The sequence below is a fragment of the Finegoldia magna ATCC 53516 genome (assembly GCF_000159695.1).
Taxonomy (GTDB): domain Bacteria; phylum Bacillota; class Clostridia; order Tissierellales; family Peptoniphilaceae; genus Finegoldia; species Finegoldia magna_F.
In genome coordinates, this window is record NZ_CM000955.1 from 1,850,724 (window position 1) to 1,873,457 (window position 22,734).

A 22,734-nucleotide genomic window follows, 5' to 3' on the forward strand; every position below is an offset into this window, starting at 1 on the left:
TTTTCTCCCAGTTATTTAAATATCCTTATATACAGACTTATTCTCCAGTTATCATATTTATTGTCATGATTTTATTCTTCAAGTCTAAAATTTGATTGTTAAGTTGGTTGTATTCCTCAGAGTCCATATTTTTATGGTCGAACAATTCTTTGTTTTCATACAATCGGTCAATTTTTTTCTTTATTTTTTCTAATTCTTCATACAAATCATTGTTTTCACGGTTTGTAGATATTTCTTGTTCGATATTGTAATTTCCTGCATCAAATTCTTCTGTTGAATAAATTTCTGGGATAACAGCCTCAATATTATACTTTTCTTTTAACAAATTAGATAAAGTTTCTGCTCCTTCATTTTCACCATGAGTTATGAAAATTTTCTTAGGCTTTACTTTCATATTGTCTACAAAATCCATAAGATTGTTTTGATCGGCATGTCCTGAAAATCCGCCCAAATTATATATTTCAGCGTTCACTTTTATTGTTTCACCAAAAAGTTTAACTTCATCTATACCATCCAACAAAATCCTTCCAAGTGAGCCTTCTGCTTGATATCCAACAAAAACAACGGCATTTTTTTCATCCCACAAGTTGTGCTTCAAATGGTGTCGAACACGCCCAGCTGTCGCCATCCCGCTAGAAGAAATGATTACTCTTGGGAATTTTACATTATTAAGCATTTTTGATTCGTCGATATTTTTTACATAATGCAAGTTTTCGAATTCGAATACATTATCTCCACTCGAAATATAGTCCTTTGCTTTTTGATTAAACAAATCAGTATTTTTCATAAATGCTTTTGTCGCTTCAAGTGCCATCGGACTGTCTACATATACTGGGACTTTCTTTTCATAATGATCTTTTATTTGATAATCATAATAACTGTTTAGTTCATAAATAATTTCCTGAGTTCTTCCAACCGCAAAGCTAGGAATGATTACAGTTCCACCTCTTGATGAAACTTTTTCAATTATCTCTATTAAAGAATGTACACTTTCTTTGTAAGGTTCATGAATTCTATTACCATAAGTAGATTCCATAACTAAATAATCGCAGCCAGATAAAACTTCTGGATTGTTTAAAATCGGATTATTTGAAGTTCCTATATCTCCAGAGAATATAATTTTAGTAGTTTTTCCATTTTCAGTGATAAATATTTCAAGACTTGATGATCCAAGCATGTGACCTGCATCTCTGAACACAACTCTTATGTCTTCGTTTATTTTTACAACCTCATCATAGAAACGTCCTTTAAATAATGAAATACAACTCATGGCATCAATCGTAGTGTATAAAGGAGTCAGAAGTGTTTTGCCAGATCTTTGTCTTTTTCTATTTTCCCATTCTACATCACTCTCTTGAATCTTCGCACTATCCATCAACATTATTTCTGCCAAATCTTTTGTAGCTTTTGTACAATAAATTGGTTTTCTGAATCCATTTTTATATAAAAGAGGAATTCTTCCAGTATGATCAATATGTGCATGAGTCAAAAGCATAAATTCTACTTCATTAAAATCTATATCGTCATGGTTTTTTTGTTCCAACTCTTTGCTACCTTGGAATAATCCGCAATCAACCATAAATTTATGTTTTTCAGTTTCCACAAGATAACAAGAACCCGTTACCTCTTGTGCTGCTCCTAAAAATGTAATTTTCATTAAATCACCCCTTATTTACTATATACCCAAAATGTTATGTGATAGTAAAATATCCGCAAATTAAAGTTTGCGGATAATAAATTATTTTTGTTTTCTTTTCCTTTTTTCTTCTAAATTTTTTGCTATCAAATTATCTAAAACTAATTCATAGCCCTGAGCTCCGTTTTGCAAAGACCTATTAACTCTACTAATGGTAGCAGTAGATGCACCAGTATCCTTTTCAATTTCGCTATAGGTTTTTCTTATTTTAAGTAGTTTTGCTACCTCTAATCTTTGAGAAATTGAATTAAGTTCTCTCATTGTGCAAACGTCTTCAAAAAAACGTTGCAATTCATCTCTACCCTTCAACATCATAATTGCATCAAAAAACTCATTTAATGTCTTATCTTTGATATTAATTTCTGCCATAATCTTACTCCTTAAATTTTTTTGGGTAACCTTTACCCAGCAATAAAATATAATATAATGCATTTGATAATTTAAGTATACACGCTTTTTTCTACTAAAGCAAATGTTTTTTTTAATTAAATTTCTAATACATATCCTTAGACTAATTAAATCAAAAAAATATGATACTTTATATTTTTATATACATTGTATACCCATTAATGTTAGTGTTTATTCTCGATAAATTGATTTTATTGTTAATTTTATTTTAAAATTTTAAATCAAAAAAGGGAACTTATCAACTGATAAATTCCCGCTAAAATTATTTAGTATATTTTTTTGATTTGTATCTTAATTGAGTATCCAAAATTTTCTTTCTCAATCTCAAATGATGAGGAGTAATTTCAATTAATTCGTCTTCTTCAACAAATTCCATCATTTCTTCCAAACTCATGATTTTTGGAGGAGATAGTTTTAATGCTTCATCTGCTGCAGAAGATCTAATATTTGTTTGAGCTTTTTTCTTACAAATATTTACTTCAATATCTAATCCTTTAGCATTAGATCCGACTACCATTCCTTCATAAACTTCATCTTGAGGTTGTACGAATAAAATTCCCCTGTCTTGTGCTGCATTTAATCCATAAGCTGTAGCAACTCCTGTATCAAATGAAATCAATGAACCTAATTGACGTTTTGGAATTTCGCCTTTATATGGCTCATATCCTTTAAGTTCTGTGTTGATAACTCCATTACCCTTTGTATCACTTAAAAACTCTTGACGATATCCAATAAGGCCTCTAGAAGGTATTTCAAAAGTAAGTCTTGTGTACCCGCTAGAAGTGTTTGAAATATCTTGCAATTCACCTTTTCTTGTTCCCAATTTTTCAATTACAGTACCGACAAATCCTTCTTCGACATCAATTGTAACTATTTCAATTGGTTCAAGAACTTTTCCATTTTCATCTTTTTTGAACAAAACTTCTGGTTTTGAAACTTGGAATTCAAATCCTTCACGTCTCATATTTTCTATCAAAACAGATAAGTGAAGTTCACCTCTACCACTAACTCTAAAAGTATCTGTAGAATCAGTATCTTCAACTTTTAAACTTACATCTGTTTCTAGTTCTTTGTACAATCTAGCACGAACTTGTCTACTTGTTACAAATTTTCCGTCTCTTCCAGCGAATGGAGAATTGTTAACTGAGAAATTCATTGCCAATGTAGGACTCGAAATACTTACAAATTCAATAGGCTCACAGTCTTCTTCATTTGCTAATGTATCTCCGATTTCTATTCCTTCTACACCAGTCAATGCTACGATAGAACCGAACTTGGATTCATTAACTTCAACCCTATTTAATCCATCGAATTCGTAAATCTTAGTTACTTTAATCTTCTTTTTCTTGTCTGGATTATTGTAATTTACTATATAACAACTATCATTGACTTTTACTTTACCTTGTTCAATCTTACCAATACCAATTCTACCAACGTAATCGTTAAAATCAGTTGTAGAAATCAAAAGCTTGAACGGTGCATCTTCTTCTCCTTCTGGAGCTGGAATGTAGTCAATAATTTTGTCCAATAAGGCAGTCATATCTTCTGGTCTTTCTTCCAAATCGTCAGTTGCAAATCCTTCCCTTGCAGAAGCAAATACAAATGGAGAATCCAAATAAGATTCATCTGCATCTAATTGTATAAATAAATCCAAAATTTCATCTACTACTTCATCTACCCTAGCTTCTTTTCTGTCAATCTTATTGATACAAATAATTGTAGGTAAATTTAATTCAAAAGCTTTTTTCAATACAAATTTTGTTTGTGGCATAGGTCCTTCAAACGCATCTACTACCAACACAACTCCACTTGTCATTTTCAATACACGTTCTACTTCTCCTCCAAAGTCAGCGTGACCTGGAGTATCTATAATATTAATTTTATGATTTTTGTAGTCAATTGCAGTGTTTTTAGAAAGTATAGTAATTCCTCTTTCACGTTCTATATCATTACTATCCATTACACGTTCTTGTACATCTTGGTTTTCTCTAAAAATACCACTTGTTTTTAATAACCCATCTACCAAAGTTGTCTTGCCATGGTCAACATGGGCAATAATTGCTACGTTTCTTACATCTTCTCTTTTCAAAATTCCACTTCCCTCTAATTTGTGACACTTCATTATATCATAAATTGAAAAAAATAAAAGAAAAATTTGTGTAAAATCACATTTAGTAATTTTTTGCAATAAAACAAGCTATTAGATCACTAATTAATTAGGTCTCACTAATAGCTTTGCTTCAACACAATTTTCTTTAATTTTTAATTCGTCAGCTAATTTACTTACTATAAATAATCCTCTACCTCTGACATAAATATCATTATTAAAATAACTGTTCGAACAATAATCAATCCCTGTCCCTTCATCCTGAACGCATATTTTTATCGAATCATCGTTCAATTTTATTTTGAAAGTTATTTTCTTATTTATATCAAACTGGTTACCATGTTCTAGTCCATTAAAAATCAATTCATTAGTTATTAATCTTATATCATAAAGTAATTCTTCGTCTGGTACAACTTTTCTTAATAGTCTGAGCATAGTATGAATATTTTTAGTAGCAATTGTCCTATCGCTGACAAATTGCCTCTTAAACATATACATATTATCACCCAATATTTATATACCCATATGTTCAATAAATTTAACAACTTATCATTAAATATTTAATTTATCAATAAAACCAGAAAAATGATTAGAATTTTTTACAGTGGGTATATATAGTTTGTACCTGATAACAGGTAATTATCTTAAAGGGGGAAATTAAACATGAAAAAATATGTATGTGACGTATGCGGATATATTTATGATCCAGCTGAAGGAGATCCAGACGCAGGTGTTCAACCACAAACAGCTTTTGAAGATTTAGCTGAAGATTGGGTTTGCCCAATTTGTGGCGCTGGAAAAGACGACTTCTCAGTTGTTGAATAATCCAACAAAATTATATGATTGGCAATAATAATTCATACTTGACATAAAATTATTGTCACACACAAAATATTTAAAAACAAAACCCCAATTACTTGGGGTTTACTTACTTTTATTCTTCAATTCCACTACCGTATTTGAGAATCATTTCAAGCTGTTCCATAACAGCTTTTTTATTTGTCTTAGAAGTTGAACTGTATTCGTAGATGAGGTTATCATCATCTATGTTGAGTTCTTTTTTTATTATGTTCAAGTTCTTCTTAATAATTGTTTTACCAATTTTATCTAATTTTGTAGCAATTACAAACCCACAAAATCCGCTTTGAATAATCCAATTGTACATTTCCTTGTCTTGAACAGTTGGCTTGTGTCTAATATCCACAATCAAAAATACTTCGTATAAATTTCTTCTATTATTTAAATAAGTTTCTATAACTTGTGCCCATTTTTTCTTTTCAGATTTTGATGTTTGCGCATACCCATATCCTGGCAAATCCACCAATCTAAACTCATTATTTGCATTGTAAAAATTTACCGTACGCGTTTTTCCTGGTTTAGATGAAGTTCTTGCCAAATTTTTTCTATCCAAAATAGAATTAATAAAAGATGACTTACCTACGTTACTTCTTCCACAAAAAGCAATTTCTGGCAAAGATTCATCTGGATATTGTTCTTTTAAAAACGCGATTTTCTCCAAATCAGAATTAATTATTCTCATGTTCACCTCCATATAGTGTATAATTGATTATATCAAAACTTTAAAAATTTTCATAAATCCTTATATAACGGTATTAATTTATTATTTTATAATGCTTTGAGATTAAAAGTAAATATTGCTCCTTTGGGCTTATTGTCTTCAACTTTTATTGACCCGCCATGTGCTTCTACTATGATCTTACATAGATATAACCCTAAACCTATACTTCTTTTATTGTCAGATATTTTATCATTGGATGTATAAAATTTTCGAAATATTTTTTCCTTATCATTATCTCTTATACCATTTCCATCATCACAAATTTGTATTATTGTATTTTCGTCCTTTTTAAAAGCTTTAATCAGAATATTTGATCCTTCATCTGTATATTTTATAGCATTATCTACCAAGTTTATGATTACTTGAATAATTAGCCTTACGTCCATGTTTGCCATCAAATATTCATCTTCAATATCAACATTTATATTGTGTTTTCTTTTATCTCTATTTATATGCTTTAAAGCTTCATCAATTACTTCTTCAACAATTTGTGGTTCAATTTTTAGCTTCATCCTTCCTTCTTCTACTCTAGTAATAGATAGTATGTTTTCTATCAGATTTAACAGCCATTGAGAATCATCATAAATATCTTGAAACAGTTCTAATTTCATTGATTCAGTCAAGTTTTTATAATTATTTAGCAATATATCCGAATCCCCACAAATAGTAGTTAAAGGTGTTCTCAAATCATGTGATATAGATCGTAATAGATTGGTCTTAAATTGCTCATCTTTTATTTTCAAGTTTGCTCTATTCTTATCCTCAATCACTTTTTCCTTCTCAAGTGCTAGTGACATATCTCCTAGAATAGCTAATAAGATTTTGTTTTCAACCGAATCTAACCTGTCCTTATATAAATATATACCAATTATTCCATAAACATTTGTATTATTTCTTATAGTATAATACAGATATTTAGCCTCTGGTAAATATCTGGTAGTAGCCCCAGCATTACTATTGTGTAAATAAGCCCATTCTACTATTTCCTTTTCTTCTTCCGGATCCGAAATTTCATTATCCTTTACAGAATTATAACAAAATTTTAATGGCTTTTGAATTTCATTATCTAATATATCATAATATTTAATATTTCTTTTTAATAGATTCGATAACTGATTACATCCTGTTTCAATTATTTCAGATTTCGTTATTTTAGATTGTAACATCTGATTTGTCTCTAATAATAACTTAGTAATGTATATCATATTAGATGAATTTTCTGCACTTTTTTTTATACGACTAGCTAATTTACTCGTCAAAAATGAGACTATCAATAAAACTAAAAATGTTATTATATAATTTTTATTATAAAAAGAAAAACTCAAAGTTGGCTCAGTAAAACAAAAATTAAAAGCTAAAACACAAATTATCGATGCCGTCATACTTAAAATTTCATTATACGTTATAAGCGCTATAAAAAACACTCCTAATATATATATCATTATAATATTTGATTCACCAAATTTATAAAAATAAAATACATAACCAGCTAATGTGCATAAAATCAATATAAATAAACTAATAAATACATCTCGAATGATGTTTTTATTAGTTTCAAATCGTTTAATTGAAAAATCCTCGTAAAAAGGAACGATATGAATGTCTATATCCTCAATCTTTTCAATCACTTCATCACAGATGCTTTTATTTAATATAAAAAAATTCCTCTGGTTGTTGTTTCTCCCCAGAACAATTTTTTTTACTCTGTATAACTTTGCAAAATTAACTATTTGAGCCGCAATATCATCATCATAAATTATTTCAATCATGGCTCCGATACTTTCAGCTAAATCTAAGTTTTGTTGTAAAAATCCTTTTTCTTGTTTTTTTTGGTAATCATTTCTATCGCAAACATATAATGCAATAAGCCTTGCGTTTTCTTTACTAGCTATTTCGTTGGCTTTCTTTATTACCAAGCTATTTGACTTTGCATCAGATATACAAACTAATATTGAATCTTTAGCTTTTTCAATCATATTATTTCTCCGAATCTGACTTATTAACCCTTATCATTTTATATCCTACGCCTATATGAGTTTGAATATACTTCTCACAAGATACTTTTTCTATTTTTTTCCTAAGAGAAGTCATATAAACTCTTAATGAAGATAAATCAGAATCTAAATAATTCACCCAAATAGTTTTTAAAATATATTGATGAGTAAGAACTTTACCTATATTTTTGGATAGTAAACATAATAAACTGTATTCAATTGGCATTAAATGGATTTCTTCTCCTTTAACAAACACACTTCTTGAAGGATAATCAATTTTTATATCACCATTCTCAAATGTTACATTATTATCTATTCTATTATTTTCAGAATAATTTAAACGCCTTATCGTAGAGCGAACTCTAGCCAATAATTCCTCAACATTAAATGGTTTAGTTAAAAAATCATCAGCTCCTGCATCTAATGCTTCTATTTTATCTTCGTCGTTACTCCTCGCACTTATTACAATAATCGGAGTAGTTGAAAACTCTCTGAATTTTTTAATAAGATCAATTCCGTCAATATCAGGTAACCCTAAATCTACAAAAACTATATCGTATTTGTTCGTAGTAAATAACAATAGTGCTTCACTACCATTTACAGCTAAATCATAATTAAATCTATTTATTTTTAAAGTATTAGAAATTAGATTTCTAACTGCTCTGTCATCTTCTATTATTAATATTCTTGTGTTGTCATTCATTTCTCACCCCTCTATATTATACAATATCTATTTAATTTAGAATTAATAAAACTAGGTCTCTGACAAAATTTTCTATATGTGGGACCTAGTTTTATATCATATACCTATAATTATTTTTTCAACTCTTTAATCAAGTCAATATTTAGTTCAAGTACATTCACTGTGTTTTCTCCAAAAATACCAAATAGTTTATAGTTAGTATTCTTTTTAATTAATTCTTCAATAACTTTTTTAGATAATCCAGTGTTTTTTTCTATTCTGTCAACTTGAATATTTGCAGCTTTTATAGATATATGTGGATCTAGACCAGATGCTGATTGTGTTATTATATCTTCTGGAATATCAGATTTTTTTATTGATGGATTTTCAAGTAATAATTTATTAATATCTTGGCTAATTCTTTGCTTTAATTCTGGGTTACTTACAGCTAAATTTTCACTACCAGAAGATATTGCTTCATGTTTATTTCCTGTAAATACATTATAATTAACTGCAGATGGTCTACAATGAAATAACCTAGGATCTGTAAATTCTTGACCTATTAACTTTGAGCCTACAACTTTATTATTGTAACTTACTAAACTTCCATTAGCTTGTTTGGAAAAAATGAGTTGACTTATTCCTGTAAGAAAGAAAGGATAAATAACTCCACACAAAACAAACATAAATAACGATACAATAAAAGCTTTTTTAATTTTTTTCAAAAACTTCATTAATTTCTCCTTTTAAACCCCAAGTAAAGTTAACAATGGGCTAACCAAAATATCTATTATTTTTATTCCAATGAACGGACAAATTATTCCTCCTAAACCATATATAAGCATATTCTTACCTAACATTTTTGATGCTGACATAGGTTCATATTTTACCCCTCTCATGGCTAAAGGTATTAAACAAGGAATAATTATGGCATTAAATATCAATGCTGATATAATTGCACTTGATGGTGTACTCAATGACATAATATTTAATACTTTCATTTTTGGAATTGCTACTGTAAAAATCGCTGGTATTATTGCAAAATATTTGGCTATATCATTTGAAATAGAAAATGTCGTTAATGATCCTCTAGTTATCAGTAATTGCTTTCCTATTTCTATAACTTCCAAAATTTTTGTTGGATTTGAATCCAAATCTACCATATTAGCAGCTTCTTTTGCAGAAGTTGTTCCACTATTCATTGCTATCCCAACATCTGCTTGAGCCAATGCTGGAGCATCATTTGTGCCATCTCCCGTCATTGCTACAATCTTACCTAGCGATTGTTCTTTTTTTATAGCTTCTATCTTATCTTCAGGTTTACATTCTGCAATATACCCATCGACGCCAGCTTCTGCCGCTATTGTCGCAGCTGTTAATGGATTGTCTCCAGTACACATTATAGTTTTAATACCTATTTTTCTTAATCGTTCAAATCTTTCCCTTAAACCTGGTTTTACAGTGTCTTTTAAATAGATAATGCCGTAGATTACATTATCAACACAAACAACCAATGGGGTTCCACCCAATTTAGATATGCCACTAATTTTTGTTTCTAAATCCCCTGGAATTTTTCCCCCTTTATCTCTTATTAATTTAATTATGGCATCTCCTGAACCTTTTCGAATTGAAGTTCCATTTTTTAGATCTACACCACTCATCTTACTTGACGCTGTAAATTCCACAAATGATGCATCATTGTAGTCATCAAAAATAACTTTTGATCCTAATTTTCTTGCCAATTCTACTGTTGATTTACCTTCAGGTGTATCATCTTTTAGAGATGCAATACAAGAGTAATCAATAAGATCTGACTTATGGATGCCATCTAAATTTATAAAATCACTAGCCAGCCTATTTCCAAAAGTTATAGTTCCTGTTTTATCCAAAATCATTGTGTCAACATCTCCGCATGATTCAACAGCTTTTCCTGACATTGCTATTATATTGAATCTAGTTACACGATCCATTCCAGCAATTCCTATAGCGCTCAATAGTGCCCCTATAGTTGTAGGTATCAAGCAGACTAATAAAGCAATTAAAGTTGATACTGATACTTTAACATTAGCATAAACAGCTATTGGATATAGAGTTATTATTACAATAATAAAAATTATAGTTAGAGAAACTAGCAGAGTGTTAAGTGCTATTTCATTAGGAGTTTTTTGTCTTGATGCTCCTTCTACAAGAGATATCATCTTATCCAAGAAAGACTCTCCTGGTTCAGAAGTAATTTTCACTTTTATCCAGTCAGAAACTACCAAAGTTCCACCTGTAACTGAACAGAAATCTCCCCCACTTTCCTTTGTAACAGGAGCAGATTCACCAGTAATAGCGGATTCATCTATGCTTGCAATTCCTTCTATTATTTCGCCGTCATTAGGAATTATTTCGCCTGACTTTACTAAAACAATATCTCCTTTTTTTAACTCATTACTTGATTTTTCTATTTCTTCGCCATTTTCCAATATACATCTTGCTTTCGTATCTTTTTTTGTTTTCTTAAGGCTTTCTGCTTGAGCTTTACCTCTACCTTCTGCAACAGATTCTGCAAAATTAGCAAAAACTAATGTTATAAATAAAATAACAGACACTAAGCCATTATAAATGTTAGAATTTCTACTTCTATCATCAAATAGTCCCGGAAAGAAAGCAAGTAATAAACATATGAAAAATCCTATTTCAACGACGAACATTACCGGATTTTTTACCATATATTTTGGATTTAGTTTTAAAAAAGCTCCTTTTATGGATGATTTTAATATATCGTTTGTCACAAATTTTGTTTTTTTATTTTTACTCATAACTCCTCCTATAAGGTCAACCACTCTGCTATTGGTCCTAATGCAAGAACCGGCAAGAAAGTTAATGCAGAAAATATATAAACAACAATGACTATAATTATTGAGAAAGTAAGATTATCAGTTTTTAATGTTCCTATAGTTTCGTTAACATTAACTTTTTTAGATAAACTACCAGCTATAGCTAGCTGAATTATTATGGATAAATATCTCCCCAAAAACATTACTAATCCGCAAGTTATGTTCCAAAAAAGATTATTATCTGATAAGCCTTCAAACCCTGAACCATTATTTGCCGCTGAGGAAGAAAATTCATAAAGCACTTGGCTCAACCCATGAAATCCAGGATTAGTTATTCCTTGTACTCCTCCATTAACACTAACAGCTAAAGCTGAAAACCCTAAAATTAATAAAGGATGTATTATTATTGATAAGGCAGCTAATTTCATCTCGTTTCCTTCTATTTTTTTACCCAAGTATTCCGGAGTTTTTCCTATCATTAGTCCACAAATGAAAACCGCCAAAATGGCATATATTAACATATTCATTAGTCCGACTCCAGCACCTCCGAATACTACATTCATCATCATATTAATAAGAGGAACCATTCCCCCTAGAGGTGTAAGTGTATCATGCATATTATTTACTGTACCTGTTGTAAAAGAAGTTGTTACGGTGGTAAATAAAGTAGATTGAGAGATACCAAAACGCATTTCTTTTCCTTCCATATTTCCAAGATTTTGTGAAATTCCTGAAAGTGTGGCTCCATTAATTCCGTGACTTTCAGTGAAATAACAAATTCCCAATCCTATTAAAAACAATATCGACATCGCTACAAATACAGTTCTTCCTTCTGTACCAATTAATATATGCTTTCTATTAATTGATTTTATACTTTTGTGATCATCATTGTTTGTGGATTTTTCTTTTGAATTATCATAAGCCATTTTACCAAAAATAAAGATACACGATGCTGGCAATATCATCATAGATAGTAATTCGATTATATTTGAAATGATATTTGGATTTTCAAAAGGTGTTGAAGAGTTCGCTCCAAAAAAACCTCCTCCGTTTGTCCCCAAATGTTTAATTGATTCCAATGCCGCCACTGGTCCAGATGCAATTTGTTGGTTTTTCCCTTCAATTGTACTTACTATCATATTACTATTTAGATTTTGAGGAACTCCTTGTGATACTAATATTATTCCTACTATAATCGAGGCTGGTAATAAAAATCTAGTTATTATTTTAATAAAGTCAACATAAAAATTACCCATTTTTTTACCTAAAATACCTCTTATCATTGCAACACATGCAGCATATCCTGTAGCTGCTGAAGTAAACATCATCATTGTAATTACAAACATTTGAGAAAAATAGGATAAACCAGATTCCCCAGAATAATGTTGTAAATTAGTATTAGTCATAAAAGATATAATAGTATTAAAACTTAATGATTCTTCCATTGCCTGTATTTTATTTGGATTAAATAAATTAAATGATTGAACTCTTAGTACTAGGTATCCAACAAATACCAAACATGCATTAACTAACAATAAAGTTTTTGCATATTGTTTCCAATCCATATCATTTTTATCTATTTTTAATACTTTAAAAATTAATGAATCAAATCTGTCAAAGATAGAATCCAAACAAGTTTGTTTATTAACAGTTATCTTATACAAATAATTTCCAATCGGAAATATAATAATTAAAAATATCAGTAATGTTATCAATATTTGAAACATAATTTCTCCTTCTTAAATTAAAAATCTTATGAAAACACATATAATTTTCTCGATCCATTTGAACCCATATTGTCTAAATTAATACTAGCAGGTGTGTAACTAGGATCTAGAGCCCAAGCAGCTCTTAAGTGTTTCATTGCTAAAAGATGATTGCCTTTAATCTCCATCAATATTCCCAATAAATTATGTGGTACTGGATCATGAGGAAACTCAGCCATTTTTTTGTAAATTAACTCTAAGCATTCATCGTATTTTCCTAAATCAACTTTGTGTTTTATTATTAAACTAAATTCATACATACAATCTTTTTCATTTTTTATTCCTTCCATAATTTACCTCCAATTTAAAACCCTAAAATTTTTCAGGATTAATTAAAGCATAAAAAAGATAACAAATAATTCCTAATATTAATATTGATATAAATATCATAAAATCCTCCCTATTTTATTTCTTATTTATAATACGATCTATCATATATACAAAATATTTCAACATCAAAAATGATAAAAGTAAAATTACTATCATAATGATATCTTTCATATATAGCGCCTCCTATTTATTAAACTGTAAAATGAGTATATCATCATAGACCTTAAAATGGTTTTAAAAAAAGCCACTGCAATATTAAAATCGCATTAAAATTTAAGCTAAAGCAAAAATTCGATTGTATTTATAGTAAACTATATCTGATAGAGTTTTCTAGGAGATGATTTTATGGATAAAAAAGGAAAATTAACCATATTCTTTGGCTATTGTGCTGGCGTAGGAAAAACTTACAGTATGCTAAAATATGCACATGAAAAAGACTTGGATGGAGCAGATGTTGTAATTGGATATATCGAACCTCACGACAGAAAAGATACGCTTGATTTAATAAATGGTTTGCAGAGAGTAGAAAACAAAAAAATCACATACAAAAATCATGTTTTTTATGAATTAGATATAGATTCTACTATTAAAAGAAAGCCTCAAATTGTATTGGTTGATGAATTAGCACACACTAATGCTCCAACTTCTAGGCATAAAAAAAGATACCAAGATATAGAGGAGTTGCTGAAAGCAGGCATCGACGTATATACTACATTAAATGTTCAGCATTTAGAAAGTCTTCATGATATCATCGAATCAATAACGAGAATAAAGATAAATGAACGTATTCCTGATTATATTTTTGATAACGCTGATAATATAAAAATTATCGATATTGAAGTTGAACAGTTGCTCCAGCGATTAAAAAGCGGAAAAATATACAATGCGATGCAATCACAAAAAGCACTTGCTAACTTTTTTACAAAGGGTAATCTGGTTTCGTTGAGAGAAATAACTCTGAGAAGATGTGCTGATCGTATAAATTTATACACTGATGAAAAAAATAGACCTTTTTTAAAAGAACACATTTTAGTCTGCATTAGCCCTTCACCCACAAATCAAAAAGTAATTAGAACTGCTTATAGAATGGCTAAGTCTTTTCATGCAGAATTTAGTGCATTATTTGTTGAAACATCAAATTCTAAGTTTTTATCTCAAAAAGAAAAATACGATTTACAAGCTAACATAAATCTTGCAAAACATTTAAAAGCAAATCTAGTTTCAACATATGGAGATGACGTAGCTTTTCAGATAAGTCAATACGCAAAAGTCAGCGGTATTTCAAAATTAGTTTTAGGAAGATCCCTTCAAAAAGTATCTTTATTGAGAAAATCAACAATCATTGATTCAATTACAAAAACAAATCCAACACTTGATATATTTATAATCCCAGATGCAAATCAAGAACCTAAGAAAGTAAAGCTAAACCTTGAAAATCCGTTTCAATTTGATATAGAAGACTTTTTGACTACTTTTTCTATTATTCTAGTATCAACACTGTTGTCTTTTTTCTTCTTTGAACTTGATTTTAGTACAACAAATATTGTATTGGTTTACATTTTATCAACATGTATTGTTGGATTTACAACGAAACATCCAATTTATAATGTAATTTCGTCAATAATTAATATCCTGATAATTGATTATTTCTTTTTAGAGCCTTACTTTTCCTTTATAATTAACTCTAAAGAATATTTTATGATATTTTTAATTATGAGCATTGTGTCATTTATAATATGCTTAATGCAAAACAAATTAAAAAAAGAAAATTTATTAGCTATTGAACAGTCTCATAACTTTGAGATTTTATTTAAAATTAGTCAAAGTTTACAGTCAGCAAATAATTACGATAAAATAATGTATCAAACTTGTTATCATCTTTATAAATTATTGAATAGAGTTATAGTTTTTTATCCTATAAAGGATAATGAACTTAAAGCTCCCAAAATTTATAATCCCGAAAATAATGAAAGCGCAAATAACACATATGTTTCAGAAGCAGAAAAAACTGTAGCTCAGTGGGTTTATTTGAACAACGAAAGTGCAGGAGCTACTACAAATACGCTCTCTAGTGCTAAAGGGCTCTACTTTGCTATTAGAAAAGGAAATTACGTATATGGTGTAGTCGGAATCGACATGTCATATAGTAAAAAAAATATTTCTTTAAGAGATAAATCTCTTCTTTTAGCTATGTTAAACGAAGTTGCATTAGCAATGGACTCCATAGAACATTGAGCAATAATACAATAGAAATATTTGATTCAATAAAAAACAAAGTCCCCATAAGTTAAAAAATATTAACCTACGGGGACTTTTATACTAATTTGCTAGAATTATTGTCTTTGTGCCATTTCGTGATCTAATATTGCAAGACCAGCATTACTGTTTTCAGTTCTTTCAAGTTTTGCTATGATATTATCAAAAGTAGCTTCTTCTTCGATTTGTTCGTCAATGAATTTTTGTAGAAGAGTGTATACTTCATAGAATTTGATTTCATGAGCTGCATCAAATAATTCTCTGATTCTTCTTGTAACTTCTTTTTCGTGTTCTAAAGCCGCTTTAAAAATGCTTAATACATCTTTATCGTAGTCAGCTTTTGGAGCTTCAATTGTTTTATATTCAATCTTATATCCAACTTCTTGTAACCAATGTCTGAAGTATTCAGCGTGTTCATATTCTTCATGAGCTTGCTTTTCCATGAAGTGTTCAAATCCATCCCAATCCATATCATTGAATTCAGAAGCCATTTGTTTGTATTCATAGCCTGATTGTAATTCAAAAACTAATTGTTCGTCAATTTTTTTTAATAATTCTTCTCTGTTCATTTTATCATACTCCTTATAATTTAATTTATGTGACTGTTAGTTAATCATTTTACCATAAATTTAAGAATACAAATCATAAACACCATAAACTTTCAAATTATTTTCCACCAATACCTTCATGATTTCAGGAATCAATTTTGCCTTTTGTTTGGTAGTAAACCCATTGTAATTTATTTCGGTGTTATTTAAATCCATATATTCTGATGAGTCAATAACTTTAATTATTTTATCGTGAACTTCTTGTAAATGCATGTCTGCAATTACAAAAGTAATGTTGCAAATTCTATCGTCATCAATTGTAGGAATTATTCTATTTATCAGTAAAACATTATTCATAACTAACCTCTTTTTCTCTTTCTATATTTATATACCCAATTTCTACTATTTTATTCAATTGACCCTTTCTTTTTTTTATATTATACTGATTAAAAAGAGGTGAGAAATGAAAACATCACATAATAGAGCGAATAAACAAAGAAAAAGAAATAAAATTGCGAATAAAATATTTTTATTGGTTTTATTACTTATCTTTGGCTTTTTCGGTTACAAATACATAAATTCTAGACCAGCTGAGTACAGTCAAATGATTCCCAAAAAATACATACTCAGAGATTTTGATGAGTTATGTAATCAAATTGAAAGTTCATATATGAATTTACCACAAACAAAAAAATACAAAGATATCGACTTTTTATCTTTAAAACCCAACTTTAAGTCTAAAATAAAATTGGAATCAGGCAAGAAGAAAGACGAAATGTCGACACAAGAAGTAGTTGATTTGTACAATGATATTTTGAAAAAGCTCTATGATTCAAATGTTAGAATAGCGGATAAACACACTTTTAGTGAAATTCTACAACAAGATAATCACAATCAAATATTAAATAATTTATCAATGAAGAGATATTCTAATTTGACTGAAGAAATTCCTGAAAAAACTTTCAGAGCATATTCTATCGACAATTACAAAGATGCATTGTATGTAAAAGTATCAGACTTTGATTCTGTAAACATTCAACAAGATGCTCAAATTTTCAGCAGTATCTTGAAAACTAATAAAAAGAAAAATAAAATCATAATAGATTTGAGAGATAATGATTCCGATAATTTAGATTATGCGATTAATGTGATAATCAAACCTCTACTAAAATCAGACATAAATGTTGAGTTTAATGTCGCAAATAAAACTCAACCTATTATCTCAAAAAACATTCTAGATAGAAATGGTATCAGCTTTAAAACTACAGAAAATGTGGCGAACATCAAAATAAACGATAATCAAAAAAGTATAAAATACATTACTAATTTTAAACTAGCAATAAAAAAATCAGAAGAACAAAAATGCGATGTGTATTTATTACAAAACAAAAATACCAGAAACAGTGCTGATTTCGTGTGTCAAATAGCCAACAGAACGAAGTTTGCAACTACTGTAGGAGAAACAACTTCTGGAAATGGTCTGAATATAGTTCACACTTACAAGTCACTTCCTAACACAGGATTAATCGTGGAGTATCCACTTGGACAAGGTCTTAATGAAGATGGCACAACTAATGAAGAAGTTGGAACTATACCAGCTATAAAATTAGATGATAACAGCGAAATCGTAAAATTATTATTATCTAGAATAAATTAAGAAAAACGACTAATATTAGTCGTTTTTCTTTTAAACATCTGTAATATCTATATCTGGAATCATAAGTATTTTGTAATCAGGATACTTTTGTTGCACTTCATCAGTTATAATTTCAACTGCATCTTTAAAATCTTTTTCAAAACTTACAATTACATCAAACCTCATGTTTTTTTGTTCAATATCAATATAAAATCCATGTAACTGTAATGCCCAATCATGTGATAATACAAGCTTTTGAACGTCATTTCTAATTCTAGAAGCTTCATCGTCTTTTGTGTTGTAGGAATATACCCCTACTCCAATTAAAATAATTTCCATTTTTTTGTAAACTTTCAATTGAAGTCTTCTTGTTAATTGATCTACTTCAGCTACAGACATTGTGTCAGGAAGTTCTAAATGAACTGTAGCGTAGTATTTATCGGGACCATAATTAAAAAGTATCAAATCATAAGTTCCTATTACCTGTTTTTCTTCATTAATTAGATCTTTTATTTTATTTGAAATCTCTTTATCTTGTCTTTGACCAATTATATGATTGATAGTTTCCATCATCATTTCAATACCGGCTTTTATGATAAATCCAGAAAGTAGTACCCCAACATATGCTTCAAGCGAAATACTCCAAATCATATAAATTATTGCCGAAATGAATACGGATAATGATAGAATTGAATCGAAAATAGAATCTGCACCAGAAGCAATTAATGCTCCAGAGTCAACTTTTTCACCTTGTCTCTTAACGTATTTCCCGAGTATAAATTTCACTACTACCGCTACTGCGATGATAACAATTGAAATAATACTGTATTCAGCTTTTTGTGGATGAATTATTTTCTTTATTGATTCAACCAATGAAGTAATACCAGCATACAAAACAATTGCTGCCACAATCATTGAACTCAAATATTCAATCCTTCCATAGCCCATTGGATGCTTCTTGTCTGGTGCTTTAGAAGCTAACTTTGCTCCAGCAATAGTAACAACAGATGATAACGCATCTGAAATGTTGTTGATAGCATCCAAAATTACAGCAATAGAATTTGTAATGTAACCAATTATAGCCTTGAAAATTGCTAGAAATACATTGGTAAGAATTCCTAAAATACTTGTTTTAATAATAATCTTTTCTCGCCTAGAATTGTTTGCTGTTAAATTTTGATTTTCGTACATAATCAAACTCCTAAAGGACACTTTGAACTTTTTGTTTTACTATATCCATATCTACAGTAGGTTCGAATCTTTCTATAACATTTCCTTGTCTATCGATTAAAAATTTTGTAAAATTCCATTTTATATAAGCTTTGTCTCCAAATTTGTTATTGTTTAACTTAGCAAATTTATCAAGTGCAAGGTTTTTTATTCCTTTACCAAACCCTTTAAACGGTTTTTCTGTAGCTAAATAAGAAAATAACGGATCGGCATTTTCTCCGTTTACATCGATCTTATCGAATTGAGGAAATTCTGTTCCGAATTTCATTGTGCAGAATTTTTGAATGTCTTCATTACTTTCAGGAGCTTGATTTGCAAATTGATTACAAGGAAAATCCAAAATTTCAAAACCTTTATTCTTAAATAATTTATACATTTCTTCCAAAGGTTCGTAATGAGGCGTAAATCCACAACCAGTAGCAGTATTAACTATCAGTAATATTTTACCTTTGTATTTTTCTAAGCTTACATCGTTTCCATCCATATCTTTGACATGAAAATCATATACATTTTTCATAGTTGTCTCCTATTTTTTTTGCTATCATTGCTATTCAAAAAATCTTGTAGCAAATCATATAATTGAACTTTTTTCTCATCTGATAATTCTAAGCACCCATTCATTAATTTCGGAATATCTTTTACTTTTTCTTGTAATTTTTTCCCTTCATCTGTTAGATAAATTATTACAATTCTATCGTCATTTGAGCTACGAACTCTTTCAAGATAACCTTGCGATTGCATCTTTTTAATAATAGGCGTGATAGTACCGTTATCCAAATATAACTTTTCACACAATTGTCCCACGGTAATTCCATCTTTTTCCCACAGAACTAAGAACACAATGTATTGAGTGTAAGTTAGTCCTAAAGGTTTCAAAAATTGCGTGTAGGTACTTGTCACCATTCTAGAAGCTGCATAAAGTTTAAAACAAAGTTGATTTTCCAACTTCATATAGGTTTTGTAATCTTGATCCATAAACTCCTCCGATTTCAAAAATACGTCATTTTAAAATTGTAAATTAATATTCGTTCATCAGTTTTTCCGATATTTCACAAAACAGATTGCTTTTTGAAAACATTATCTCATCAATTTGTCTTACAAATCTCATTTCCATCAAAGAATTCGTTGCAAAACAACAATCCATACTTTGTAAATCGCTTAACTTAATTGACTTTTCAATTATATTATAACCATTAATTTTCAAAAATTCTATAAGTTTTTTGCGAAAAATCCCCGGTAACATACCATCAGCCACAGGTGGCGTGATAAATGTATTCTCCTGAATAAAAAACAAATTTGTGTACGTTCCTTCTGTTACATTTCCGTCTTGATTTAGAAAAATCCCCTCATCAAATCCTTCTTTCAATAATTCTTTGTGCAAATAATCATTCAGTAAGTAATTATTTGTTTTGTGATAAACTAGAGGATTATTTTTGTCCCTTAACTGATTAAGAACTTTTAATTTCAATCCTTTAGTGTATTTTTGATTGGAATAATCTGTGTTTCTAGTGTTTATGAACAAATCATAATCTCCATTATTATCCAACACCATTATTCTCAAACAATCTGTATCCAAATCAATATTTTCTATTTCTGCTTTGATGTTTTCTCTTATATTTTTCGTACTCATCCCCAGAAAATTCATTGAATTTTCAAGTCTTTCAATATGATCTTCCAAATAAACAGGCTTACGCTCTACTACTTTTATAGTTTCAAAAAGTCCCTTACCGTATTTTATTCCATCGTTCATATCAAAGCCTCATATACTTTTTTCGATTTTTGAATAGTTTCATCGTATTCGCTATTCATTTCAGAATCCCATGTTATAGCTCCACCACCTGAGAAATAACAACGGTCATTTATTTTTAAAATCGTTCTGATTAAAATATTGAAGTCACAATTTTGGTTAAATGAAATGTATCCAATGGATCCTGTGTAAATATTTCTGTTGTATTTTTCAACCTTGTCAATCGCTTCAATTGAAGCAAGCTTCGGAGCTCCAGTGATTGATCCTCCTGGAAAAATATTTTTAATTAAACTAAATACATCTTCATCTTCTCTCAATTTACCAACAATTGTAGCTACCAAATGATGAACATTTTCATAAGTTTCCAATGAATAATTGCTAATAGCTTTTATTGTTTCAGCATCACAACTCATTCCCAAATCATTTCTCATCAAATCAACTATCATTAATAATTCTGAAATATCTTTGTCGCTATTTAGTAATTCGTTTTTCAATCTTTCATCTTCATCTTTGTCGTCAGATCTTCGAATTGTTCCTTTAATAGGTCTAGCTTGAACAAGTCCATTTTGACAATCAAAAAATCTCTCTGGCGATGAAGATAAAACACAATATTCACCAAAGTCCATATAAGCCATAAAATCTGCTTTGTTAACTTCGCGAAGTTTCTTATAAATATCGAACTTATCCTTAGTCGTATCTACAATGAACTGTTGCGTTAAGTTAACTTCGTACACATCACCATTTTCAATCATAGTTTTTATGTTATCAAAGCTTTTCGCATATTCTTCTTTGGTTACTGTTTTTATAAGTTCTGATGTTTTGTATTTTTTTCCTTCATAATTAGATTTTTCAAAAACTTTTTCAATATCTGTAATATCTGTATCATTCAAATAAAAAATTGTGTATTCCTTTGTATTATTGTCAAATTCTATTATTTTGAAATAAATTCCAAAATAAGCATCGTATACTTCGGTGTTTTTTTCAGAATTTAAAACTACATTGCAATTAGAACTTGTAAAATCATAAGACAAAAGTCCAACAGCTCCACCGATAAATTGATTATCATCTTCTTGCAAATAATCATCCATCAATAGTTTGAGTTGATTAAGAGGATTATCACTAACTTTTTTGTTCACAAGTCCACTGATTTCTACGTTGTTATTCTTTGATTTCAAAACAATTTCCGGATCAAAACCTATATATGTTTTATTGCCTTGATTGTAACTTCCCTTTGCACTATCTAATAAAAAAGGTAAATTTTTGTCTTTGATGCTATACAAAATATCTAGAATTGTTACATCAGATTTTATTTTTTTAGAATGAATCATTTCTTACCTCCTTTAAGAAGTTTTCAATCATTTTCAGCCCAAAATCAGTTCCCACACTTTCAGGATGAAATTGAACGGTTTCTATCTTGTTTTTTGAATCTCTAAATCCCATAATTATTCCATCAGAAGTTTTTGATGTTATCACCATATCTTCAAACATTCCATTATAGAATTTGCTATCATCAACGATTAATGAGTGATATCTCATAACTTTAACAGGATTTGGAATATCTGTAAATATTCCCTTGCCATCATGATTAATATCTGTCATTTTACCGTGCATTGGACGTGGTCCTTTCACAATGTCAAGCCCCATTGAATAAGCCAATGCTTGATGCCCCAAACAAATTCCAAGAATTGGATATTTGCCCTTCAATCGTTCAAATATTTCAAGCGAAATTTTGGATTCTTTTGGAGTTTTAGGTCCTGGAGAAATCACTATAATTTCCGGATTTAATTCTTTGATTTCTTCCAAATTTATCTCATCATTCTTCTTCACGATAACTTCTTCTTTTAAAATTCTCAAATAAGAAACAATGTTATATGTGAACGAATCGTAATTATCTATCATTAATATCATTTAATCACCCAATAAAAATATATAG

Annotated in this window: 23 protein-coding genes; 3 read left to right on the forward strand and 20 right to left on the reverse strand. The window is 29.3% G+C overall.

Annotation, left to right across the window (positions count from 1 at the left end; all coding sequences use genetic code 11):
* Window positions 1–37: 37 nt before the first annotated feature.
* The 4 genes from HMPREF0391_RS08870 to HMPREF0391_RS08885 all read right to left on the reverse strand — a co-directional run bounded on the left by HMPREF0391_RS08870 (window position 38) and on the right by HMPREF0391_RS08885 (window position 4,703).
* A complete protein-coding gene (locus HMPREF0391_RS08870) occupies window positions 38–1,657 on the reverse strand; it encodes an MBL fold metallo-hydrolase RNA specificity domain-containing protein (RefSeq protein ID WP_002836762.1) in 1,620 nt (539 codons plus the stop codon).
* 81 nt (window positions 1,658–1,738) lie between these two features.
* A complete protein-coding gene (locus tag HMPREF0391_RS08875; RefSeq protein ID WP_035109607.1) occupies window positions 1,739–2,065 on the reverse strand; it encodes a YerC/YecD family TrpR-related protein in 327 nt (108 codons plus the stop codon).
* 301 nt (window positions 2,066–2,366) lie between these two features.
* Window positions 2,367–4,226: a translational GTPase TypA gene (gene typA / locus HMPREF0391_RS08880; RefSeq protein ID WP_002836764.1), complete on the reverse strand. Its 1,860-nt coding sequence runs from the start codon at window positions 4,224–4,226 to the stop codon at window positions 2,367–2,369.
* 90 nt (window positions 4,227–4,316) lie between these two features.
* Window positions 4,317–4,703, reverse strand: a complete 387-nt coding sequence (locus HMPREF0391_RS08885) for an ATP-binding protein (protein WP_225559831.1) — start codon at window positions 4,701–4,703, stop codon at window positions 4,317–4,319.
* Window positions 4,704–4,874: 171 nt separating this feature from the next.
* Here HMPREF0391_RS08885 and rd point away from each other — a divergent pair, with 171 nt between their 5' ends.
* Window positions 4,875–5,036, forward strand: a complete 162-nt coding sequence (gene rd / locus HMPREF0391_RS08890; RefSeq protein WP_002836766.1) for a rubredoxin — start codon at window positions 4,875–4,877, stop codon at window positions 5,034–5,036.
* Between the two features lie 109 nt (window positions 5,037–5,145).
* On the opposite strand, the gene yihA is transcribed toward rd, so the two are convergent.
* From yihA to kdpF, 8 genes are all read right to left on the reverse strand, one after another.
* Window positions 5,146–5,751, reverse strand: coding sequence for a ribosome biogenesis GTP-binding protein YihA/YsxC (yihA, locus tag HMPREF0391_RS08895; RefSeq protein ID WP_035109612.1), 606 nt, complete (start codon window positions 5,749–5,751; stop codon window positions 5,146–5,148).
* 86 nt (window positions 5,752–5,837) lie between these two features.
* Window positions 5,838–7,766 (reverse strand): DUF4118 domain-containing protein, encoded by a 1,929-nt coding sequence (locus HMPREF0391_RS08900; protein ID WP_002836768.1) that lies wholly within the window; start codon window positions 7,764–7,766, stop codon window positions 5,838–5,840.
* Window position 7,767: 1 nt separating this feature from the next.
* Window positions 7,768–8,487, reverse strand: coding sequence for a response regulator transcription factor (locus HMPREF0391_RS08905; RefSeq protein WP_002836769.1), 720 nt, complete (start codon window positions 8,485–8,487; stop codon window positions 7,768–7,770).
* Window positions 8,488–8,597: 110 nt separating this feature from the next.
* Window positions 8,598–9,200, reverse strand: a complete 603-nt coding sequence (gene kdpC / locus HMPREF0391_RS08910) for a potassium-transporting ATPase subunit KdpC (RefSeq protein ID WP_002836770.1) — start codon at window positions 9,198–9,200, stop codon at window positions 8,598–8,600.
* Between the two features lie 12 nt (window positions 9,201–9,212).
* Window positions 9,213–11,270: a potassium-transporting ATPase subunit KdpB gene (kdpB, locus tag HMPREF0391_RS08915; RefSeq protein WP_035109614.1), complete on the reverse strand. Its 2,058-nt coding sequence runs from the start codon at window positions 11,268–11,270 to the stop codon at window positions 9,213–9,215.
* 8 nt (window positions 11,271–11,278) lie between these two features.
* Entirely contained in the window at window positions 11,279–13,015 is a 1,737-nt protein-coding gene (locus tag HMPREF0391_RS08920) for a potassium-transporting ATPase subunit KdpA (protein WP_002836772.1), read from the reverse strand.
* Window positions 13,016–13,041: 26 nt separating this feature from the next.
* Window positions 13,042–13,344 (reverse strand): tetratricopeptide repeat protein, encoded by a 303-nt coding sequence (locus HMPREF0391_RS08925; RefSeq protein WP_002836773.1) that lies wholly within the window; start codon window positions 13,342–13,344, stop codon window positions 13,042–13,044.
* A gap of 22 nt (window positions 13,345–13,366) precedes the next feature.
* Window positions 13,367–13,444 (reverse strand): K(+)-transporting ATPase subunit F, encoded by a 78-nt coding sequence (kdpF, locus tag HMPREF0391_RS09740; RefSeq protein WP_080545264.1) that lies wholly within the window; start codon window positions 13,442–13,444, stop codon window positions 13,367–13,369.
* A 285-nt stretch (window positions 13,445–13,729) separates the two neighbouring features.
* On the opposite strand from kdpF, the gene HMPREF0391_RS08930 reads away from it, so the two are divergent.
* Window positions 13,730–15,619, forward strand: coding sequence for a sensor histidine kinase (locus tag HMPREF0391_RS08930; RefSeq protein ID WP_002836774.1), 1,890 nt, complete (start codon window positions 13,730–13,732; stop codon window positions 15,617–15,619).
* A gap of 98 nt (window positions 15,620–15,717) precedes the next feature.
* Here the strand turns inward: HMPREF0391_RS08930 and HMPREF0391_RS08935 are convergent, their stop codons facing one another.
* Both HMPREF0391_RS08935 and HMPREF0391_RS08940 read right to left on the reverse strand, forming a co-directional pair.
* Window positions 15,718–16,209 (reverse strand): ferritin, encoded by a 492-nt coding sequence (locus HMPREF0391_RS08935; RefSeq protein WP_002836776.1) that lies wholly within the window; start codon window positions 16,207–16,209, stop codon window positions 15,718–15,720.
* A 60-nt stretch (window positions 16,210–16,269) separates the two neighbouring features.
* The gene (locus HMPREF0391_RS08940; protein ID WP_002836777.1) at window positions 16,270–16,545 is read right to left on the reverse strand and encodes a hypothetical protein; all 276 of its coding nucleotides are present in this window, start codon (window positions 16,543–16,545) and stop codon (window positions 16,270–16,272) included.
* Between the two features lie 106 nt (window positions 16,546–16,651).
* Between HMPREF0391_RS08940 and HMPREF0391_RS08945 the strand changes: the two genes are divergently transcribed.
* Window positions 16,652–17,845 (forward strand): S41 family peptidase, encoded by a 1,194-nt coding sequence (locus tag HMPREF0391_RS08945; protein ID WP_002836779.1) that lies wholly within the window; start codon window positions 16,652–16,654, stop codon window positions 17,843–17,845.
* Window positions 17,846–17,875: 30 nt separating this feature from the next.
* Here HMPREF0391_RS08945 and HMPREF0391_RS08950 read toward each other — a convergent pair whose 3' ends face one another.
* Genes HMPREF0391_RS08950 through HMPREF0391_RS08975 form a run of 6 tightly spaced genes read right to left on the reverse strand, consistent with a single transcriptional unit; the run spans window position 17,876 to window position 22,709 of the window.
* Window positions 17,876–19,015: a cation diffusion facilitator family transporter gene (locus HMPREF0391_RS08950; RefSeq protein ID WP_002836780.1), complete on the reverse strand. Its 1,140-nt coding sequence runs from the start codon at window positions 19,013–19,015 to the stop codon at window positions 17,876–17,878.
* Between the two features lie 10 nt (window positions 19,016–19,025).
* Window positions 19,026–19,571, reverse strand: a complete 546-nt coding sequence (locus tag HMPREF0391_RS08955; protein ID WP_002836781.1) for a glutathione peroxidase — start codon at window positions 19,569–19,571, stop codon at window positions 19,026–19,028.
* Window positions 19,568–20,029, reverse strand: a complete 462-nt coding sequence (locus HMPREF0391_RS08960; RefSeq protein WP_002836783.1) for a MarR family winged helix-turn-helix transcriptional regulator — start codon at window positions 20,027–20,029, stop codon at window positions 19,568–19,570. Before HMPREF0391_RS08960 ends, HMPREF0391_RS08955 begins: the two co-directional genes overlap by 4 nt.
* A gap of 43 nt (window positions 20,030–20,072) precedes the next feature.
* Entirely contained in the window at window positions 20,073–20,804 is a 732-nt protein-coding gene (locus HMPREF0391_RS08965; RefSeq protein ID WP_002836785.1) for an aminotransferase class IV, read from the reverse strand.
* The gene (locus tag HMPREF0391_RS08970; protein WP_002836787.1) at window positions 20,801–22,129 is read right to left on the reverse strand and encodes an anthranilate synthase component I family protein; all 1,329 of its coding nucleotides are present in this window, start codon (window positions 22,127–22,129) and stop codon (window positions 20,801–20,803) included. Before HMPREF0391_RS08970 ends, HMPREF0391_RS08965 begins: the two co-directional genes overlap by 4 nt.
* A complete protein-coding gene (locus HMPREF0391_RS08975) occupies window positions 22,116–22,709 on the reverse strand; it encodes an anthranilate synthase component II (protein WP_002836788.1) in 594 nt (197 codons plus the stop codon). The genes HMPREF0391_RS08970 and HMPREF0391_RS08975 overlap by 14 nt, the downstream gene beginning before the upstream one ends.
* Window positions 22,710–22,734: the final 25 nt, after the last annotated feature.

What these genes read in the sequence shown, in the direction of transcription:
- HMPREF0391_RS08950 (WP_002836780.1), bottom strand. Translation starts at nt 19,015, where the DNA reads ATGTACGAAAATCAAAATTTAACAGCAAACAATTCTAGGCGAGAAAAG.
- HMPREF0391_RS08940 (WP_002836777.1), bottom strand. Translation starts at nt 16,545, where the DNA reads ATGAATAATGTTTTACTGATAAATAGAATAATTCCTACAATTGATGAC.
- typA (WP_002836764.1), bottom strand. Translation starts at nt 4,226, where the DNA reads ATGAAGTGTCACAAATTAGAGGGAAGTGGAATTTTGAAAAGAGAAGAT.
- kdpB (WP_035109614.1), bottom strand. Translation starts at nt 11,270, where the DNA reads ATGAGTAAAAATAAAAAAACAAAATTTGTGACAAACGATATATTAAAA.
- rd (WP_002836766.1), top strand. Translation starts at nt 4,875, where the DNA reads ATGAAAAAATATGTATGTGACGTATGCGGATATATTTATGATCCAGCT.
- kdpF (WP_080545264.1), bottom strand. Translation starts at nt 13,444, where the DNA reads ATGATATTTATATCAATATTAATATTAGGAATTATTTGTTATCTTTTT.
- HMPREF0391_RS08925 (WP_002836773.1), bottom strand. Translation starts at nt 13,344, where the DNA reads ATGGAAGGAATAAAAAATGAAAAAGATTGTATGTATGAATTTAGTTTA.
- HMPREF0391_RS08945 (WP_002836779.1), top strand. Translation starts at nt 16,652, where the DNA reads ATGAAAACATCACATAATAGAGCGAATAAACAAAGAAAAAGAAATAAA.
- HMPREF0391_RS08960 (WP_002836783.1), bottom strand. Translation starts at nt 20,029, where the DNA reads ATGGATCAAGATTACAAAACCTATATGAAGTTGGAAAATCAACTTTGT.
- HMPREF0391_RS08905 (WP_002836769.1), bottom strand. Translation starts at nt 8,487, where the DNA reads ATGAATGACAACACAAGAATATTAATAATAGAAGATGACAGAGCAGTT.
- HMPREF0391_RS08975 (WP_002836788.1), bottom strand. Translation starts at nt 22,709, where the DNA reads ATGATATTAATGATAGATAATTACGATTCGTTCACATATAACATTGTT.
- HMPREF0391_RS08875 (WP_035109607.1), bottom strand. Translation starts at nt 2,065, where the DNA reads ATGGCAGAAATTAATATCAAAGATAAGACATTAAATGAGTTTTTTGAT.
- HMPREF0391_RS08885 (WP_225559831.1), bottom strand. Translation starts at nt 4,703, where the DNA reads ATGTTTAAGAGGCAATTTGTCAGCGATAGGACAATTGCTACTAAAAAT.
- yihA (WP_035109612.1), bottom strand. Translation starts at nt 5,751, where the DNA reads ATGAGAATAATTAATTCTGATTTGGAGAAAATCGCGTTTTTAAAAGAA.
- HMPREF0391_RS08970 (WP_002836787.1), bottom strand. Translation starts at nt 22,129, where the DNA reads ATGATTCATTCTAAAAAAATAAAATCTGATGTAACAATTCTAGATATT.
- HMPREF0391_RS08900 (WP_002836768.1), bottom strand. Translation starts at nt 7,766, where the DNA reads ATGATTGAAAAAGCTAAAGATTCAATATTAGTTTGTATATCTGATGCA.
- HMPREF0391_RS08965 (WP_002836785.1), bottom strand. Translation starts at nt 20,804, where the DNA reads ATGAACGATGGAATAAAATACGGTAAGGGACTTTTTGAAACTATAAAA.
- HMPREF0391_RS08870 (WP_002836762.1), bottom strand. Translation starts at nt 1,657, where the DNA reads ATGAAAATTACATTTTTAGGAGCAGCACAAGAGGTAACGGGTTCTTGT.
- kdpC (WP_002836770.1), bottom strand. Translation starts at nt 9,200, where the DNA reads ATGAAGTTTTTGAAAAAAATTAAAAAAGCTTTTATTGTATCGTTATTT.
- HMPREF0391_RS08935 (WP_002836776.1), bottom strand. Translation starts at nt 16,209, where the DNA reads ATGAACAGAGAAGAATTATTAAAAAAAATTGACGAACAATTAGTTTTT.
- HMPREF0391_RS08955 (WP_002836781.1), bottom strand. Translation starts at nt 19,571, where the DNA reads ATGAAAAATGTATATGATTTTCATGTCAAAGATATGGATGGAAACGAT.
- HMPREF0391_RS08920 (WP_002836772.1), bottom strand. Translation starts at nt 13,015, where the DNA reads ATGTTTCAAATATTGATAACATTACTGATATTTTTAATTATTATATTT.
- HMPREF0391_RS08930 (WP_002836774.1), top strand. Translation starts at nt 13,730, where the DNA reads ATGGATAAAAAAGGAAAATTAACCATATTCTTTGGCTATTGTGCTGGC.